The following is a 16,093-nucleotide window of genomic DNA, read 5'->3' on the forward strand; positions in this document are numbered from 1 at the left end:
ACTTGCGCGCAGAATCGCGCCGAGGTTGGGCACTGTTCCGGTTGCTGGGGATAACAGTAACGCCGTCACGTTGCTGTTACTTTTCTTCACCAAAAGAACTGTTTCTGCGCTTGCAACATCACGGATCACAGAAAAGGACGCCAGAAAATCCGCTCTCAAAATCATAAGGTTAACAGATCTGTTCACCATTGGGTGAAAAAGGCCGCCAAATCCCGCACAATTCCTTGAGAAATCAGGCGCTTTACATCCCGTTCTCGTGATTTCCCTCAAGTTCCCTTGCGTGGAACGGTGCCCGTGCACACTCGCACACAAGGAAACATCCACATGATTGCAAAGAGAAAAACGGCATTGCTGCTTGCCGTATCCGCGCTCGGCATGTCCGGCACGGCTGCTTTTGCCCAAGATGCCCAGACGCAGGCGGAACTTGATGCCCTGCGCGCCCGCGTCGAAGCCCTGGAGGCCGGAAAACCCGGTGCGGGTACCGGTGACCTTCGAATCGGAAACACCGCGCTTGATGTTTACGGCTACGTTAAGGCTGATTTCTTCTTCGATACCGACTTTGAATTGGGCGACCTTGCCGATGCGACCCGAATTGGCGAGCCGGCAAACGCCACCAGCGGCAGCTTTGGGGCCACTGTGCGCCAATCGCGGATCGGACTTCGGACCAACACGCCTTCTGCCATCGGCGATATCTCGGGCCAGTTGGAGGTCGATTTGTTTGCGTCCGGCGGCAATGCCGAATTCCGCCTGCGCCACGCAAATATTCGCATCGGAGACAATTGGTTGATCGGTCAGTACTGGACAAACTTCCAGCCGTTGGACACTTACCCGACGACCGTCGAATTCAACGGCCCCGTGGGCATTCCTTTCGCCCGTGTCCCTCAGGTGCGTTACACAAACACGCTTGGGTCCAATACAACCTTTGCGTTTTCGATCGAAGAAAATGTTGGTGGCTCGAACTCGGATGATCCCGTCCTGACCGGATCCATCGAATACAATAACGGCACTTACATCGGTCGCGCCTCGGCCTTGTACGGAAAAGCACAGTCCGGCGCGGTCGAGGTTGACCAGACGGGCTTTACCCTTTCGGCCGGCATCCGACCCTGGGAAGGCGGGCTTTTTCAGGTCAACTACGTTGATGGAGAGGCGCTTGGCCCCTACCTGATCGCTGCCGGTGACGCCATCGTCAACGGACAGGCCAATGACGTGGATGGATTTACCGTGGAATTCCGTCAGGACCTCGGCGCCAAATGGAACGTCGGCATCGCCTACGGGCAAGAGAACTACGACCTGCCGACCTCGACCGGGACCCTGTCCTTTACCGAAATTGAAACGATCCACGTGAACGCTTTTTACAAAGCGACCGACAATCTGACCTTTAGCGCCGAATACTTCTATGGCGAGCGCAACGACGCGCCGACCGGACGCACCTTTGACAGCGACCGGATTCAATTGGCGGCGCAGCTGAACTTTTGACCGCACATATCGACCCTGCCCCGAAACGGGCAGGGTTTCAGGGCGGGAACGCCCTAACACGTTATGTGCGACGGCGGCTTGCACGATCAGCGCACCCCGTCGAAAATCTCGGGGAAAGAAATCCGCAACGCATTCGGATCAATCACCAAAAGCGCGTCATAACTGGCGGGATCGAACGGATCTTCGGCCGGAATAACTTCGCGTTCGAACAACCAGCTCAGTCGGCCCGCATCCAGATTGCCCCGTTCAAATGGCTGGTCTCCAAAATGCGCCCACAAAGCTTCCATAAAGGCCGCATCCGCGCGCTTGTCCGCGGGTTTGCGATCCCGGAACCGTTCGCGGCGGGTCAGCGGCGTCACGCCCTTGGGGTTGGCCCGACGAATGGTGAACTGAAAGTCCGTGCCAGGCAGGCGCCCGGGAAATCCGCGATGTTTCAGCATGTTTCCACCTCAGTTGCACAAGTGGTTATCGAGATCAGATCTCTGCATCCGTCACAGGATGATGTCATGGTGCGCACCTCCAAAGCCGCGTAGCTGTTCAGAAATGCCCTGACGGGATGAATGGCAGGATTCATGGTCAAAGCCCTTCCCAGATACACCGGGACTGTTCCAGCCGGTAGGCTTCAAAGAATTGAGTGGCGTCAGGGGATGTACGACCGAATTCGATGGGCCGATCTGACAGAGAAATGACCACTCGGGCTGGTTCCAGCTCGTATTTGGCCACATAGGTAACTGCAAGTGTCTGACACAGATGCTCCATATCGACCGAGGCGACATCGTAGCCAATTCGGCCAACGTCCGAGCCGATCCTTGGGGCAATAAAGCGAAACCGCACCCAAAGCTCGCCAGGGTTGCTGTCCAACAAAACGTCACTCAGGTGCACGGGCTGCCCGGATGGAACGGACAACAGATTTTCGGTATCGGCCGATACTGGAGGGGCACAACACAACAGCGCAACAGCTAAGGCGCGATCCCGGACTCGCCGCAGGCGAGCTCCTCTCTCCGGGATCGCGCGCGCCTGGCTTTCGGCCCGCGCTGTTCTATGTCTGTTAGGGCAACTCATTAGCAGTTGTGGCCTCAAAGTCAATTTTGCGCCCAAGTGATCTGCCCTGACCGGCTGTCCGAAACCTCGTCCAAGCCATCTTGGTCGGGCAGATTTTTTGGCGTGTTTTCTTAAAGAGGAATGTTGTCGTGCTTTTTCCAGGGGTTTTTCAGTTGCTTGTTGCGCAAGCTGGCGAACGCGCGCGATACGCGACGGCGGGTCGATTGCGGCATGATCACCTCGTCGATAAAGCCACGCTCAGCCGCGACGAACGGGTTCGCGAACCTGTCCTCATAGTCCTGCGTGTGCTGTGCGATCTTCTCGGCATCGCCCAGATCGGCACGGTGGATGATTTCGGTCGCGCCCTTCGCGCCCATCACCGCGATTTCCGCTGTAGGCCAAGCATAGTTGAAGTCACCGCGCAGGTGCTTAGACGCCATAACATCATAGGCACCACCGTAAGCCTTACGGGTGATGACGGTAACTTTTGGCACTGTGGCTTCACCGTAGGCAAACAACAGCTTGGCGCCGTGCTTGATCACCCCGCCGTACTCCTGCGATGTCCCTGGCAGGAAGCCCGGCACATCCACCAGCGTCAGGATCGGAATTTCAAAGCAATCACAGAACCGCACAAATCGCGCAGCCTTACGCGAGCTGTCGATGTCCAGACAACCGGCCAGAACCATCGGCTGATTGGCCACTACGCCCACTGTCTGTCCTTCAAGCCGGATGAAGCCGGTGATGATGTTCTTGGCGTAGTCTTCCTGAATCTCATAGAAATCACCCTCATCCGCCACTTTGGTGATGAGTTCTTTCATGTCGTACGGCGTATTAGGATTGTCGGGGATCAACGTGTCCAACGAGGTTTCCAGACGGTCGGGTTCGTCAAAGAACGGGCGTACCGGTGGCTTTTCGCGGTTGTTGAGCGGCAGGAAATCAACGAGACGGCGCACTTCGGCCAGCGCCTCAACGTCGTTCTCAAACGCTCCATCAGCAACCGAGGATTTCTTGGTGTGGGTCGACGCGCCACCCAACTCCTCTGCAGTAACGACTTCGTTTGTAACCGTCTTCACCACATCCGGGCCGGTCACAAACATGTACGACGTATCTTTGACCATGAAGATAAAGTCGGTCATTGCCGGGCTGTAGACCGCGCCGCCAGCACAGGGGCCCATGATCACGCTGATCTGCGGCACCACGCCTGATGCCATAATGTTGCGCTGGAACACCTCGGCATAACCCGCCAGCGACGCCACACCTTCCTGAATTCGCGCACCACCCGAATCGTTAATCCCAATTACAGGCGCGCCGTTCTGAACGGCCATGTCCATGATCTTGCAGATCTTCTGCGCATGGGTTTCCGACAGTGAGCCGCCAAAGACGGTAAAGTCCTGACTGAACACGTAAACCATGCGACCGTTGATCGTACCCCAGCCGGTGACCACACCATCACCCGCAGGCTTTTGATTTTCCATCCCGAAATCGGTGCACCGGTGGCTGACAAACATGTCGAATTCTTCAAAGCTGCCCTCATCCAGAAGCAGCTCAATCCGTTCGCGCGCAGTCAGCTTGCCGCGCGAGTGTTGCGCGTCGATGCGCTTTTGTCCGCCACCCAGCCGCGCGTTGTCGCGACGGTCTTCAAGTTCGGAAAGGATGTCTTTCATAACGATGATCCCCTGTAAAATCTGGCGGGACATTATACGCTGACACCCAAAGACCAAAGCGCCATTCGGCAAATTTGCAAACTATTGCCAACTAATCATGTGAATATTGTAAACTTGCTAATTTTAACTCTCAAAACGCAAGATGGATGGCATTCCCATACGCGGTGACTATACACGTAAACCATGCAGTTTAGTTCTTCGCCGGCGCGTCGCTCGCCTCCAACAATTACCACACTTGTTTTGCTGTCCGGGCTGTCCGCGCTTAGCCTCAACCTGTTTTTGCCGAGCCTCCCCAACATGGCGCTGCACTTTCAGGCCGACTATAAGGTCATGCAACTGTCGATTGCCTTGTATCTACTGGTCAACGCAGTACTGCAGATCCTGATCGGACCGATTGCCGACAAGGCGGGGCGTCGTCCTGTTCTGCTTTGGGGATTGGCCTTGTTTCTTTTGGCCACGCTGGGATGTATCTATGCCCCGAATGTCGAGATCTTTCTTGTCTTCAGAATGTGCCAGGCCATTATCGTGGTCGGCATGGTGCTAAGCCGCGCGGCGGTTCGGGACCTTTACGATCAGGATCAGGCCGCGTCGATGATCGGCTACGTTACGATGGGTATGGCCATCGTCCCCATGATAGGCCCAGCGATTGGCGGCCTGCTGGAAGAAAGCTTTGGCTGGAAAGCCAACTTCTGGCTGCCCTTTGTACTTGGTGTGATGACTTTACTGCTGACTTACTCGGATTTCGGCGAGACTTCTGCCAAAAGCGGCAAAACACTGATTCAACAATTCCGGGAATACCCCGAATTACTGCGGTCCCCACGTTTCTGGGGGTATTCGCTTTCATCCGCGCTGTCTTCTGGCGCCTTCTTTGCCTATCTGGGGGGCGCACCCTTCATTGGCACCGAATTGTTCGGCCTCAGCGCCGCCGAAGTAGGCATCTACTTTGGCGCGCCTGCTGTCGGATATTTCTTTGGCAACTTCGTCAGCGGTCGCTATTCCGTTCGCTTCGGCGTCAATCGAATGGTTCTTTGGGGCTGCTGGTTCAATGCGGCAGGCGTAGCAATGTCGGCCATCCTGTTTCTGGCCGGATTCGGCACAGCGCTTAGCTTTTTCGGCTTCATGACCTTTGTCGGCATTGGAAACGGCATGACGATTCCCAACGCCACCTCGGGTGCGCTTTCAGTACGACCGCACCTGGCGGCAACAGCATCCGGATTAAGTGGCGCAATCATGTTGGGTGGCGGCGCGGGCCTCAGCGCTCTTGCCGGAACCTTGCTGACCCACGAAACCGGAGCCATGCCCCTACTTTGGCTCATGCTAACAACCTCTGTTCTGGCAGTCTGCGCTATTTTGTCAGTCATTCGTCGCGAACGGCAATTGGGTCTGTGACACGACTTGCCTATGATGGTTTGCAAAGTTAGCTTTCCGAATTAGGAAAGTTGCAAAGGCCCGATATGGCGACTCAAAAACTCTATGCAGGTGCAAAGCTGCGTGAAATGCGCACGCGCCTGTCCCTGACCCAAAAAGAATTTGCCGCCAAACTGGGTGTGTCCCTGCCCTATCTGAACCAGATGGAGAACAATAACCGTCCGATCTCGACTACGGTTGTTCTGGCACTGGCGCAGGAATTCGGAATGGATGTCACCGAGTTAAGCACCGGCGACAGTGAACGCCTGGTATCGGACATGCGCGAGGCATTGGCAGATCCGGTCTTTGACGACGCCATTCCGCCGCTCGCCGACCTTCGCCTGACGGCCTCGAACGCGCCTGCGCTGGCTCGGGCCTTCATCGCCCTGCACCGCACCTATCGTCAGACGCATGAACGCCTGGCGTCCCTTGACGAAGCTCTGGGTCGCGAAGATGCGCAAATTCAGGCAAGCCCGTGGGAAGAAGTGCGCGACTTTTTTCATTATTGCGACAACTACATCGACGCGGTCGACCGAGCGGCTGAACGATTTGCGGGGCGGGCTTTGGATGCAGGCGGCATTCGTGCGGCAGCCCTGGACAGCCTTGCCGAACGCGGCATTCGTGTACAATTCCCGGACATCGATGACACCCGAAAATACGACCCAGAGAACAAGACGCTGCTGCTTTCGTCCAGAACTGCACCCCAAACTCAGGTGTTTCAGTTGCTGCTACAGGTCGCGCTAATCAGCCAGGACAAACTGCTTGAGGCGACACTGGACTTTGCCAAATTCCAAAGCGACGAGGCCCGTGCAATCGCAAAGATCGGACTTGCAAACTATTTCGCCGGGGCGTCTCTGATGCCTTATGCCGAATTCCTGGCCGCGGCACAGGAATGTCGGCACGATCTTGAACTGCTTAGCAACCGATTTGGGGCGTCGATTGAACAGGTGGCGCACCGGCTTTCCACCCTTCAACGCCCCGGCGCAAAGGGCATCCCTTTCTTTTTCGTGCGCGTTGATCAGGCCGGAACGATCACCAAAAGACACTCGGCCACGCGCCTACAGTTTGCGCGGTTCGGAGGCGCCTGCCCCTTATGGAACGTCCACCGCGCTTTTGAGACACCCGGCCATTTCCTGCGGCAGCTGGCAGAAACACCCGATGGTGTTCAGTATATCTCTCTGGCCCGGGACGTGTCGAAATCCGGCGGCTCATTCGGCGCGCCAGTGCGCCGCTATGCGATTGCGTTAGGTTGCGAGGTGCGCCACGCCGAAGCGCTGGTTTATGCTGACAATCTGGATTTCAACAACGCCAGCGCCTATGAGCCAATTGGCATATCCTGCCGCATCTGCGAGCGGCAGAATTGTCATCAGCGATCGGTCCCGCCATTGGAAAGACGACTAATGATCGACGCTCATACGCGCGGCACCCTACCTTATGAAGTCACCTGATCTTCGCCTGGCCTGGAAATTTTTCAGTGGAGGCGCGGCTTGCCGTAACGGAAGCAAAGCCCCCCCCTTTTTCTCAGACCTTCGACAGGATCGACCAGATCTCATCTTTCAACGCCGCACGTTTTTTACGCAGATCGGTTTCAGCAAGGTCATCCATCGGTTCGACATTGGTCTCTGCACGATGAACTTCGCGGTTGATCTCATGGTATTCATCCGCCAGCCGCGCAAAATGTGCATCCGTTTGTTTGAGCTGGCTCATCAACTCAACCTTGTCCGGAAACTCTTCGGCCAGTTCATGCGGGGTATGGGACATTCCTGTTCGCTCCTTAAAAATGTCGTTGCGATTCAAGTCTATTCGCCCCGCCCCCGTCGAACTTTGACGCGGATCAAATCATACCTTCGATCATCGTTGCGCGACCGCCCATTGGGGGTTTATCCAAGGTTGGTCATTGGCTGCTGGCAGGGCATCCTTACCCAGCAGATGATCCGACATCTTCTCACCCACCATGATCGACGGCGCGTTCAGATTGCCATTGGTGATCTGCGGGAAGATCGAGCTGTCGGCAACGCGCAACCCATCCACCCCGATCACGCGCCCTTCGGGATCGACCACGGCGTTTTTGTCATCCGCCCGGCCCATACGGCAGGTTCCGCATGGGTGATACGCGCTTTCGGCATGTTCGGCGATAAAGGCGTTCAGCGCTTCGTCGGACTCCACTTCCGCACCCGGTTGGATTTCTTTACCGGCATAGGGTTTAAAGGCGTCCTGCCCGAATATCTCGCGCGTCAGGCGAATACAGGTGCGGAAGTCCTCCCAATCTGACTCATGGCTCATGTAGTTGAACCGGATCACAGGCGCGTCTTCGACTTTGGCCGACCGTAGCGTGACCGCCCCGCGCGAGGGCGAACGCATTGGTCCGACATGCGCCTGAAAACCATGGCCTTCGGCGGCGGCCTGACCGTCGTAGCGTACTGCGATTGGCAGAAAGTGGTACTGAATGTCTGGGTATTCCACACCCGGCTTGGACCGAATGAAGGCCGCACTTTCGAACTGGTTCGATGCGCCAAGACCGGTCTTTGTGAACAGCCACTGCGCACCGATCAGGCCTTTGCTTATCAGGTTCCAGTGCTTGTAAAGCGTGATGGGCTGAAGCGAGGCCTGCTGGATATACAGTTCCAGATGGTCCTGAAGGTTCGCACCGACCCCTGGACGATCTGCCAGAACGTCGATCCCATGCTCAGCCAGATGCGCCGCTGGGCCGATTCCCGACAGCATCAGCAGCTTGGGTGAGTTGATGGACGACGCGGCAAGAACCACCTCGCGCCGGGCGCGGATGACCTCAGTCTTGCCACCTCGGATCAACTCGACCCCGGCTGCCCGGCCATTTTCCATGACCACCTTTGCGGCCAAACCACGCACGATATCGCAGTTTTCGCGTTTGAGCGCAGGTTTCAGATATGCATTTGCCGCAGACCAGCGCCGTCCCTTCCAGACGGTTTGCTCCATCGGGCCAAAGCCTTCCTGCTTTTCACCGTTATAGTCACCTGTGATCTCGTATCCGGCCTGCTTACCTGCATCGACAAAGGCCTGAAACAGAGGGTTCTCTCGTGGACCGCGCGAGACGTGCAGCGGCCCATCGGTCCCGCGCCAGGTTGGGTCACCGCCGTGGCCACCGTCATGCCATGTCTCCATGCGCTTGTAGTACGGCAACACGTCCGCATAGGACCAACCATCGGCGCCCATCTCAGCCCATGTATCAAAATCTCGGGCGTGACCGCGCACGTAAACCATGCCGTTGATTGAAGATGATCCGCCAATCACCTTGCCGCGCGGACAGGCCAACTGACGGTTGTTCAGGTGCGGCTCAGGCTCGGAGCGATAACCCCAGTCATACATTGGCATGTTCATCGGATAGCTCAGCGCCGCCGGCATCTGGATGAACGGGCCAGCATCGGTGCCGCCATGCTCGATCACCAGAACCGAGGCCCCGGCCTCGCTCAGACGATATGCCATCGCGCAGCCCGCGGACCCTGCGCCAACGATGACGAAATCTGCTTCCATTTTCAGGTCTCCATGACCCGCCGAGCCCGGATGCGGTGCCTTCGGCGGGAGTATTTTTAAAAAGGTGAAGAGGCTATTCGCCGCGCGGGAAACGCGCGTTTTCCTCAACGACATTCAGGTCCATGTGATTGCGCATGTACCGCTCGGATGCTTTTTGCAGCGGCTGATAGTCCCATGGGTAATAGCCACCTTGCCGAAGGGCCTCGTAAACGACCCAGCGGCGCGCCTGACTGGCACGAACATCCGCATCGAACTGATCCAGATCCCAACGCGCCTGAGATTTTGCACGCAGGGTTTCCAGAGTGCCTGCGTGTTCGGGTTTGCCGGCGAGATTTTCCAATTCATGCGGGTCAGCCTCCAGATCGTACAACTGATCCGGGTCCAATGCGCAGCGATTGTATTTCCACTTGCCATAGCGCAGCGAAACCAGCGGTGCGTACGAGGCTTCGGCGGCATACTCCATCTTCACCGGCGCAGTCCGTTCGGTGCCATTGGCCAGCGGCACAAGATCCTCGCCATCGGTCCATGGAGCAATTTCGGCCATATCCACGCCTGCCAATGCCCCAAGGGTCGGAGTAACGTCGATTGTCGATACCGGCGTGTCGACCCGCCCCGCGGGCATGTCAGGTGCCGAGATCATCAGCGGCACACGCGCTGAGCCTTCGTAGAAGTTCATTTTGAACCAAAGACCCCGTTCGCCCAGCATGTCGCCGTGATCCGAGACAAACATGATGATCGCCTCTTGCCGGGTTGTTTCCAGAACTTCCAGAATCTCACCGATTTTGTCGTCTAGATACGAGATGTTGGCAAAATACGCGCGGCGGGACTTGCGGACGTCCTCTTCTGTGATGTCAAAGCTACGCCAATCATTGGCATCAAAAATACGCTTGGAATGCGGGTCCTGATTGTCGTAGCCAAGATCTGCCACCTCGGGCAGCAGGTGCTCGCAGTCTTCATAAAGATCCCAATACTTGCGGCGTGCCACGTAGGGATCGTGCGGGTGGGTAAAGCTAACGGTTACACACCACGGGCGGTCATCCTTACCACGCGCCAGATCATACAGCTTGGCCTTGGCGTTATAGGCAACCTCGTCGTCGTACTCCATCTGGTTGGAAATCTCGGCCACACCTGCGCCCGTGACCGAGCCCATATTGTGATACCACCAGTCAATCCGCTCGCCCGGTTTACGGTAATCCGGCGTCCAGCCGAAATCGGCGGGATAGATGTCGGTGGTCAGACGATCTTCGAACCCGTGCATCTGGTCAGGGCCGACAAAGTGCATCTTGCCCGACAGGCAGGTGTAGTACCCCGCGCGGCGCAGATGGTGGGCGTAGGTGGGGATATCACTACGGAATTCTGCGGCGTTGTCATATACGCCGGTGCGCGAGGGCAACTGACCGGACATGAAGCTGGCCCGCCCCGGCGCACAAAGCGGTGAGGCCGTGTAGGCGTTGGCGAAACGGGTCGACCGCGCGGCCAACTTCTTCAGGTTCGGAGCATGAAGCCAGTCGGCGGGACCGTCCGGAAAAAGGGTCCCGTTAAGCTGATCCACCATCAGGATCAGAATGTTTGGTTTTGTCATTTTTCAGCCTCGAGCAGAGTGTTGAGGACACGCATTGCGTGATTGACCGCCAGTTGCGGTTCTTTCGGGGCGCTGAGTGCGGCACGGATATACAACCCGTCGATAAGGGCGATCATGTTTTCGGCGGCTTCAGCCGGATCGCTGATCAGCGGGCGCAGGGCATGGGTCAGGTTCGACCGGATACGCGCCTGATAGATTTGCCACAGGCGCAAGGCGTCATCATTGGTTTGGGCCAGCACATAAAACGTCATCCATGCCGCGATGACATCCGGCGTAAAACATGACGGCGCAAAGCAGGCGCGGATGATGGCCTGCGCACGTTCCTGCGGGGCGGCGTTGTTCAACTCCTCCCGGGCCTCGTCGGCGAAGTCCGACAGGATACGGCGCATGGCAGCAAGAAATATCTGATCTTTGCCGCCGAAGTAGTGATGCGCCAGCGCGCTGGACATACCCGCCCGTTTGGCAATCTGGCTGACGGTCACATCAAGGGATTTCTTCGACCCGAGCTCGGCAATTGTTGCCTTGACGATCGCATCACGGCGAATTGGCTCCATTCCGAGTTTTGGCATCGCTGTTCCCTCACTACGAATACTGAGAAAACGCTAAGAGCTTTTTATTGACTCGTCAATCAATAACCATTTGACACGCCTAAACAGTCAGAGTTTGGGGGCGATACTGGGGGTCGTCAAGCTGTCCCGGTTCAGAAGGGCCTCGCGCCAAGCGATAAAACTGACCGCCAGCAGAATCACTGTACCACCCGCGACAACCCAAATGTCGATGCTTTCATGGAAGACTAGTGCCCCCAACAGTGTGGCCCAGATCAGCTGCAGGAACGTGACCGGTTGTGTGACCGCGACCGGGGCCGCCTTTAGCGCAAGCGTCATGAAATAGTGGCCTGCCGTGGCAAAGCTGGCCACAAGAAACAGCACACCAAGGTCGCGCAGAGTTGGCGGGGTCCAAACGGCAATCGCAAAAGGGATCAGTGCTACTGTCACCCATATCGACATATGGGCCACAACGACCGAGGGCGGTAGGTCGCGCACAAGCACTTTGGCAATCAAGTACGACCCGCCCAACGTCAGAGCCGTTCCCAACATGGTGATATGTCCGGCCGAAATCTCGCGGAAACCGGGTCTTAGAATGATCAGAACGCCAACCAGCGCGACGCAGATCGCCGCGATCCGTCGGAAGGCCAATTTTTCACCCAGGAACAAAGCGGCCCCCAGCGTGACATAGACCGGTGTCATGTAGTTCATCGCCGTGACCTCGGCCAACGGGATCTGTGTCATTGAGAAGAACCACAGCATCACCGCAACGGCATGCACGATGCCGCGCGTGCCTAGCAGCACAATGTGCCTGCGCGTCAGGTGTGTTTTCAGGACAAGGCCCAGCGCCGGAAGAAGGAACACCAACCCACAGGCAAACCGCAGAAACGCAGCCTGGATAGGATCCATTGTGGAGCCCAGAGACTTCACCAATGCGGTCATGACCACAAAGGACAGGCCTGCCGAAAACATCCAGAGCATGCCTGCCAAAGGGCGGTGTTGGGCGGCTAATGTTGACATGTTAAGGGTTGAACACTGAAAGGCCGGAAGAGGCAACCCGTCACATCAGCACAAGTTTGGCGGCGATCGCCAGCATGACCAGACCGATTATCAAATCCAGCACCTGCCACGCCCGTGGCCTTGTGAAAATCGGGGACAACATCCCTGCCCCGTAGCCCAGCGAAAAGAAGAAAACAAAGCTGGAGGTCATCGCGCCAAGCGCAAAGGCCATCTGGTCGTCATATTGCGCCGAGATCGACCCGATCAGCACAACCGTGTCCAGATAGACATGCGGATTCAGCCATGTGAACGCGAGAACAGTCAGCAGAACCGATTTCAGGCTGACGCGTTTCCCTTCTCCAATCTCCATCACCGCCCCGCCGCGCCAGGCCGAGCTCAGACTGCGCAGGCCGTACCATGTCAGGAAGATCGCCCCGCCGTATCGCATGGCGGTCTCGAACCAGGGCACCGCTTGCGCCAAAGTTCCGAAACCGGCAACGCCGGCGGCTATAAGAATGGCATCTGACACCGCGCAGGTCAGGCACAATGGGAACACGTGCTCGCGCCGCAACCCCTGACGCAGAACAAAAGCGTTTTGCGCCCCGATGGCGAGGATCAGGCTGAAACCAAGCACAAAACCTGCAATCAAAGATGTAGACATGAAACCTCCGATGTTCTGCACCGTTGACTACGAGCTTACCGGTCATCTATCAAATTAAAGATACTGACTTGAGTTAAGCGAAGCTAATGTTGCTGGATCCAAACCACCTATCCGCACTGTCCGCCATCCTGCGCCATGGCAGCTTTGACGCGGCTGCCTCGGAACTTGCGGTCACGCCATCGGCCATTTCGCAGCGGATCAAGGCGTTGGAAGACCGCGTAGGGGCCACCCTGATAAACCGTGGAACACCCTGCACGGCCACCCCTGTAGGTCTGCGCATTACGCAACACGCCGAAGATATCGGCCTGCTCGAGGCGGAACTGGCTCGTGAATTGACTTTGGATCAATCGCGCGCCCCGGCACGGGTGCGCATCGCCGTTCCAGCCGACGTGCTGGCAACGTGGTTCATCAATGCGATGGCCGATATCGACGACCTGTTGTTCGATCTGGTTGTAGACGATCAGGACCATTCGGCAGAATGGCTGCGACGCGGTGAGGTCAGCGCCGCAATTACGGTCGGCGGAGATACAACCCCCGGCAGCGACTCTGTCGCCCTAGGCGCCATGCGGTACATCCCCACCGCCAGCCCCGATTTCATGCACAAGTGGTTCGCTGACGGCGTGAATGCCAACACGTTATCCCGGGCCACCTGTTTGACCTTCAACCGAAAGGACGGCCTGCAAAAAGCCTGGATGACACAGCAGACCGGCCAACGCATATCTCCTCCTTCGCACTTCCTGCCGTCCTCTCAGGGATTTGTTGACGCCGCCATTGCGGGGATCGGTTGGGGCATGAACCCGGAAAGCCTTGCGCAAAAGGCATTGAAAGACGGCCGGTTGTGTCCTCTGACACCGGATGCCCGGCTCGACGTAAGGCTGACATGGCAAGTGGGGCGAGTACTGTCCACGGCGCTGGCCCCCCTGACCGCGGCAGTCAGGCGCGCCGCACGTGACGCCCTACATGCTGCTGAAACCTCGGTCTAGGACTGAACCGTTTCTTTCTCGCTTGGCACAACCACGCGGTAACAGGCGACCGCAGCGAATATGCTAGTGACGACAATGAAGGCAATCGCCCAGACGACCTCATGCAAATGTGCGACGCCCGCCAACGCGGCAGAAAGCAATACACCGGAGATCCGGCAAATGCTCTTGACTGCTGCAGCACCTTTAACACGCTGTTCTTTCGGGGCGACATCCAGGAAATACAGCTTGCGGGCGCTGCCGATCCCGGTCACTGCGACCGTGACGATGAACAGGGCGATGGCATGCAGGTGAACGTCATGGTCCATGTCCAGGAAATGTACGGACAAAAGCGCCCCGCCCGTCAATGCGACCATCAGGTTCCCGGTAACCATCACGGCGCGGTGCGATTTCATGTTCACCAGTTGCCACAACGGGGCAGATACAAGATACCCCGACGCCGAAGATACGATCATTGCCGTCAGCCCCTTTGCCGAGCTGTGGTGTGCCTCGGCCGCGATCAACGCAAAGAAGGGCACGGAGAGGGACACGACGACAAGCGGCATGCGCATGACCATATATCGGCGGAACCAGGCATGGTCGAACATCGCGGCGATATCGGTGAAGTTCTCGACGAATTTTCGCTTCTTGACCCGTTGAGCGCCCTTTTTCCCAGGCTGACCCGCAGTTTCGGACATCATCAGGATCGACAATCCGGACAATACAAAGAATGTCACAGATACGCCGATGACGGCAGAATGGCGCGAAAACGGCGGGTTCTCCTTCGTGATTTCGTGAACCAGCAACGCGAGGCCGATTGCGCCCAAACCACCCACCCCAAGTTGCAGATAATGCATGATCATCCGCGATTTGGAGCGCACGTGATCGCCCAGCAGATCGGTATACATCAGCGACTGAATCTCTTCGATCAGGCCGATCATGAAAAACGCAAAGACAAAGGCCAGCCCAATAACTGGCACGACCCCGGTTGCGGCCACCAACAAAGCCAAAATCAGGCACGTACCAATCGCGACCTCGGTCATCGCGATTGCGCGTTTCTTGCGCTCGCGCGCTGCGATGGGTTGCGCCAAGAAAACGTCCGAGATCATGCTGCCAACCATCCGCACTGACACCAGCGCACCGGCTATGAACATCGGAAGCTCAAGCGACACGGCCAGAAACGGCAGGACTACAGATGGGCTGCCCAAGGTCCACGCCACCTGGGACAGAATGCTTTGCCCAGCCAGGACCGGAACATTTCTTTTTGCTGTGGCCAGAGACTTGTCCGTCATTCGCGCGTTTGGGTTCCTAGGCTCGCACTTGGGTTTGATCAATCCATGGTACTCAGTTCCACACAGCCGGCCAAGGACGCCTTGCGCCAAATAAAAAAACCCGGCCAAAGACCGGGTTTTTCGTGCTTTTCCTGCATTGGAGATCAGAGCTGAGCCATGACCTCGTCCGTGGCCTCGAAATTTGTCGTCACGCGCTGAACGTCATCGTCGTCTTCCAGCGCATCGACCAGTTTCATCAACTTTTGCATATCTTCCAAACCCAGCTCGGTCGTGGTGGTAGGCTTCCACACCAATTTGGTGGATTCCGATTCTCCCAATGCGGCTTCAAGCGCGTTCGACACTTCGTTCAGGTCGGTATCAGCGCACCAGATGATATGACCTTCGTCCGAGCTTTCGACGTCTTCGGCACCTGCCTCAATCGCAGCTTCGAAAAGGGTGTCCGCGTCACCGGCAGAACCCGGATAAACCACTTCGCCCTTGCGTTCGAACATAAAGCCAACCGAACCGGTTTCGCCTAGGTTGCCACCGTTTTTGGAAAAGGTCGAACGCACAGTAGAGGCGGTGCGATTGCGGTTATCGGTCATCGTCTCGACGATGACAGCCACACCGTTGGGGCCATAGCCCTCATACCGAATTTCTTCGTATTCGTCGCCTTCGCCCGCGACCGATTTCTTGATCGCGCGGTCGATCACGTCCTTGGGGACCGAGTTCGACTTGGCCTCTTTCACGGCCAGACGCAGGCGCGGGTTTTTGTCAGGATCGGGGTCGCCCATTTTGGCGGCGACGGTGATCTCTTTCGACAGTTTGGAAAACAGTTTGGACCGCGCGGCGTCCTGACGCCCCTTGCGGTGCTGGATGTTGGCCCATTTGGAATGGCCTGCCATGTTGCGTCCTCGTCATCGTGATTGCGTATTCGGCGCTCATATAGACGTTTGCGGGGCCAAGGATCAAGAGAGC

The 16,093-nt window shown here is 57.1% G+C and carries 15 protein-coding genes; 4 read left to right on the forward strand and 11 right to left on the reverse strand.

The features are described 5' to 3' along the window. The first annotated feature begins 324 nt into the window (after nt 1-324). Entirely contained in the window at nt 325-1,476 is a 1,152-nt protein-coding gene (locus tag GOW16_RS01340) for a DcaP family trimeric outer membrane transporter (protein ID WP_170409504.1), read from the forward strand. A gap of 86 nt (nt 1,477-1,562) precedes the next feature. Here GOW16_RS01340 and GOW16_RS01345 read toward each other — a convergent pair whose 3' ends face one another. From GOW16_RS01345 to GOW16_RS01355, 3 genes are all read right to left on the reverse strand, one after another. Further along, nucleotides 1,563-1,916 carry a hypothetical protein gene (locus GOW16_RS01345; RefSeq protein ID WP_170409506.1) on the reverse strand — a complete coding sequence of 118 codons (354 nt, stop codon included), beginning with the start codon at nt 1,914-1,916 and terminating at the stop codon, nt 1,563-1,565. 136 nt (nt 1,917-2,052) lie between these two features. Next, the gene (locus GOW16_RS01350) at nt 2,053-2,424 is read right to left on the reverse strand and encodes a DUF6497 family protein (protein ID WP_302478037.1); all 372 of its coding nucleotides are present in this window, start codon (nt 2,422-2,424) and stop codon (nt 2,053-2,055) included. Between the two features lie 224 nt (nt 2,425-2,648). Beyond that, nucleotides 2,649-4,181 carry an acyl-CoA carboxylase subunit beta gene (locus GOW16_RS01355; protein ID WP_170409508.1) on the reverse strand — a complete coding sequence of 511 codons (1,533 nt, stop codon included), beginning with the start codon at nt 4,179-4,181 and terminating at the stop codon, nt 2,649-2,651. A 183-nt stretch (nt 4,182-4,364) separates the two neighbouring features. Here GOW16_RS01355 and GOW16_RS01360 point away from each other — a divergent pair, with 183 nt between their 5' ends. Both GOW16_RS01360 and GOW16_RS01365 read left to right on the forward strand, forming a co-directional pair. Further along, entirely contained in the window at nt 4,365-5,570 is a 1,206-nt protein-coding gene (locus tag GOW16_RS01360; protein WP_170409510.1) for a multidrug effflux MFS transporter, read from the forward strand. A gap of 65 nt (nt 5,571-5,635) precedes the next feature. Continuing rightward, nucleotides 5,636-7,036, forward strand: coding sequence for a helix-turn-helix domain-containing protein (locus GOW16_RS01365; RefSeq protein ID WP_170409511.1), 1,401 nt, complete (start codon nt 5,636-5,638; stop codon nt 7,034-7,036). A 73-nt stretch (nt 7,037-7,109) separates the two neighbouring features. On the opposite strand, the gene GOW16_RS01370 is transcribed toward GOW16_RS01365, so the two are convergent. The 6 genes from GOW16_RS01370 to GOW16_RS01395 all read right to left on the reverse strand — a co-directional run bounded on the left by GOW16_RS01370 (nt 7,110) and on the right by GOW16_RS01395 (nt 12,885). After that, the gene (locus tag GOW16_RS01370) at nt 7,110-7,349 is read right to left on the reverse strand and encodes a YdcH family protein (protein ID WP_170409513.1); all 240 of its coding nucleotides are present in this window, start codon (nt 7,347-7,349) and stop codon (nt 7,110-7,112) included. Between the two features lie 90 nt (nt 7,350-7,439). Further along, nucleotides 7,440-9,098 (reverse strand): choline dehydrogenase, encoded by a 1,659-nt coding sequence (gene betA, locus GOW16_RS01375; RefSeq protein ID WP_170409515.1) that lies wholly within the window; start codon nt 9,096-9,098, stop codon nt 7,440-7,442. 73 nt (nt 9,099-9,171) lie between these two features. Continuing rightward, complete coding sequence (gene betC / locus GOW16_RS01380; protein ID WP_170409517.1) at nt 9,172-10,680, reverse strand: choline-sulfatase; 1,509 nt, start codon at nt 10,678-10,680, stop codon at nt 9,172-9,174. Then, on the reverse strand, nt 10,677-11,249 hold the full coding sequence (gene betI / locus GOW16_RS01385; RefSeq protein WP_170409519.1) for a choline-binding transcriptional repressor BetI: 573 nt from the start codon (nt 11,247-11,249) through the stop codon (nt 10,677-10,679). The genes betC and betI overlap by 4 nt, the downstream gene beginning before the upstream one ends. A gap of 87 nt (nt 11,250-11,336) precedes the next feature. Continuing rightward, the gene (locus GOW16_RS01390; RefSeq protein ID WP_438826256.1) at nt 11,337-12,197 is read right to left on the reverse strand and encodes a DMT family transporter; all 861 of its coding nucleotides are present in this window, start codon (nt 12,195-12,197) and stop codon (nt 11,337-11,339) included. Between the two features lie 88 nt (nt 12,198-12,285). After that, on the reverse strand, nt 12,286-12,885 hold the full coding sequence (locus GOW16_RS01395; RefSeq protein ID WP_170409523.1) for a LysE/ArgO family amino acid transporter: 600 nt from the start codon (nt 12,883-12,885) through the stop codon (nt 12,286-12,288). Nucleotides 12,886-12,971: 86 nt separating this feature from the next. On the opposite strand from GOW16_RS01395, the gene GOW16_RS01400 reads away from it, so the two are divergent. Next, nucleotides 12,972-13,868, forward strand: a complete 897-nt coding sequence (locus GOW16_RS01400; protein ID WP_170409524.1) for a LysR family transcriptional regulator ArgP — start codon at nt 12,972-12,974, stop codon at nt 13,866-13,868. Here the strand turns inward: GOW16_RS01400 and GOW16_RS01405 are convergent. After that, nucleotides 13,865-15,136: an MFS transporter gene (locus GOW16_RS01405; RefSeq protein WP_170409526.1), complete on the reverse strand. Its 1,272-nt coding sequence runs from the start codon at nt 15,134-15,136 to the stop codon at nt 13,865-13,867. The genes GOW16_RS01400 and GOW16_RS01405 overlap by 4 nt on opposite strands. A gap of 143 nt (nt 15,137-15,279) precedes the next feature. Then, complete coding sequence (locus tag GOW16_RS01410) at nt 15,280-16,020, reverse strand: YebC/PmpR family DNA-binding transcriptional regulator (protein WP_170409528.1); 741 nt, start codon at nt 16,018-16,020, stop codon at nt 15,280-15,282. Nucleotides 16,021-16,093: the final 73 nt, after the last annotated feature.

Source organism: Ruegeria atlantica (genome assembly GCF_013033965.1).
Lineage (GTDB): Bacteria > Pseudomonadota > Alphaproteobacteria > Rhodobacterales > Rhodobacteraceae > Ruegeria > Ruegeria atlantica_D.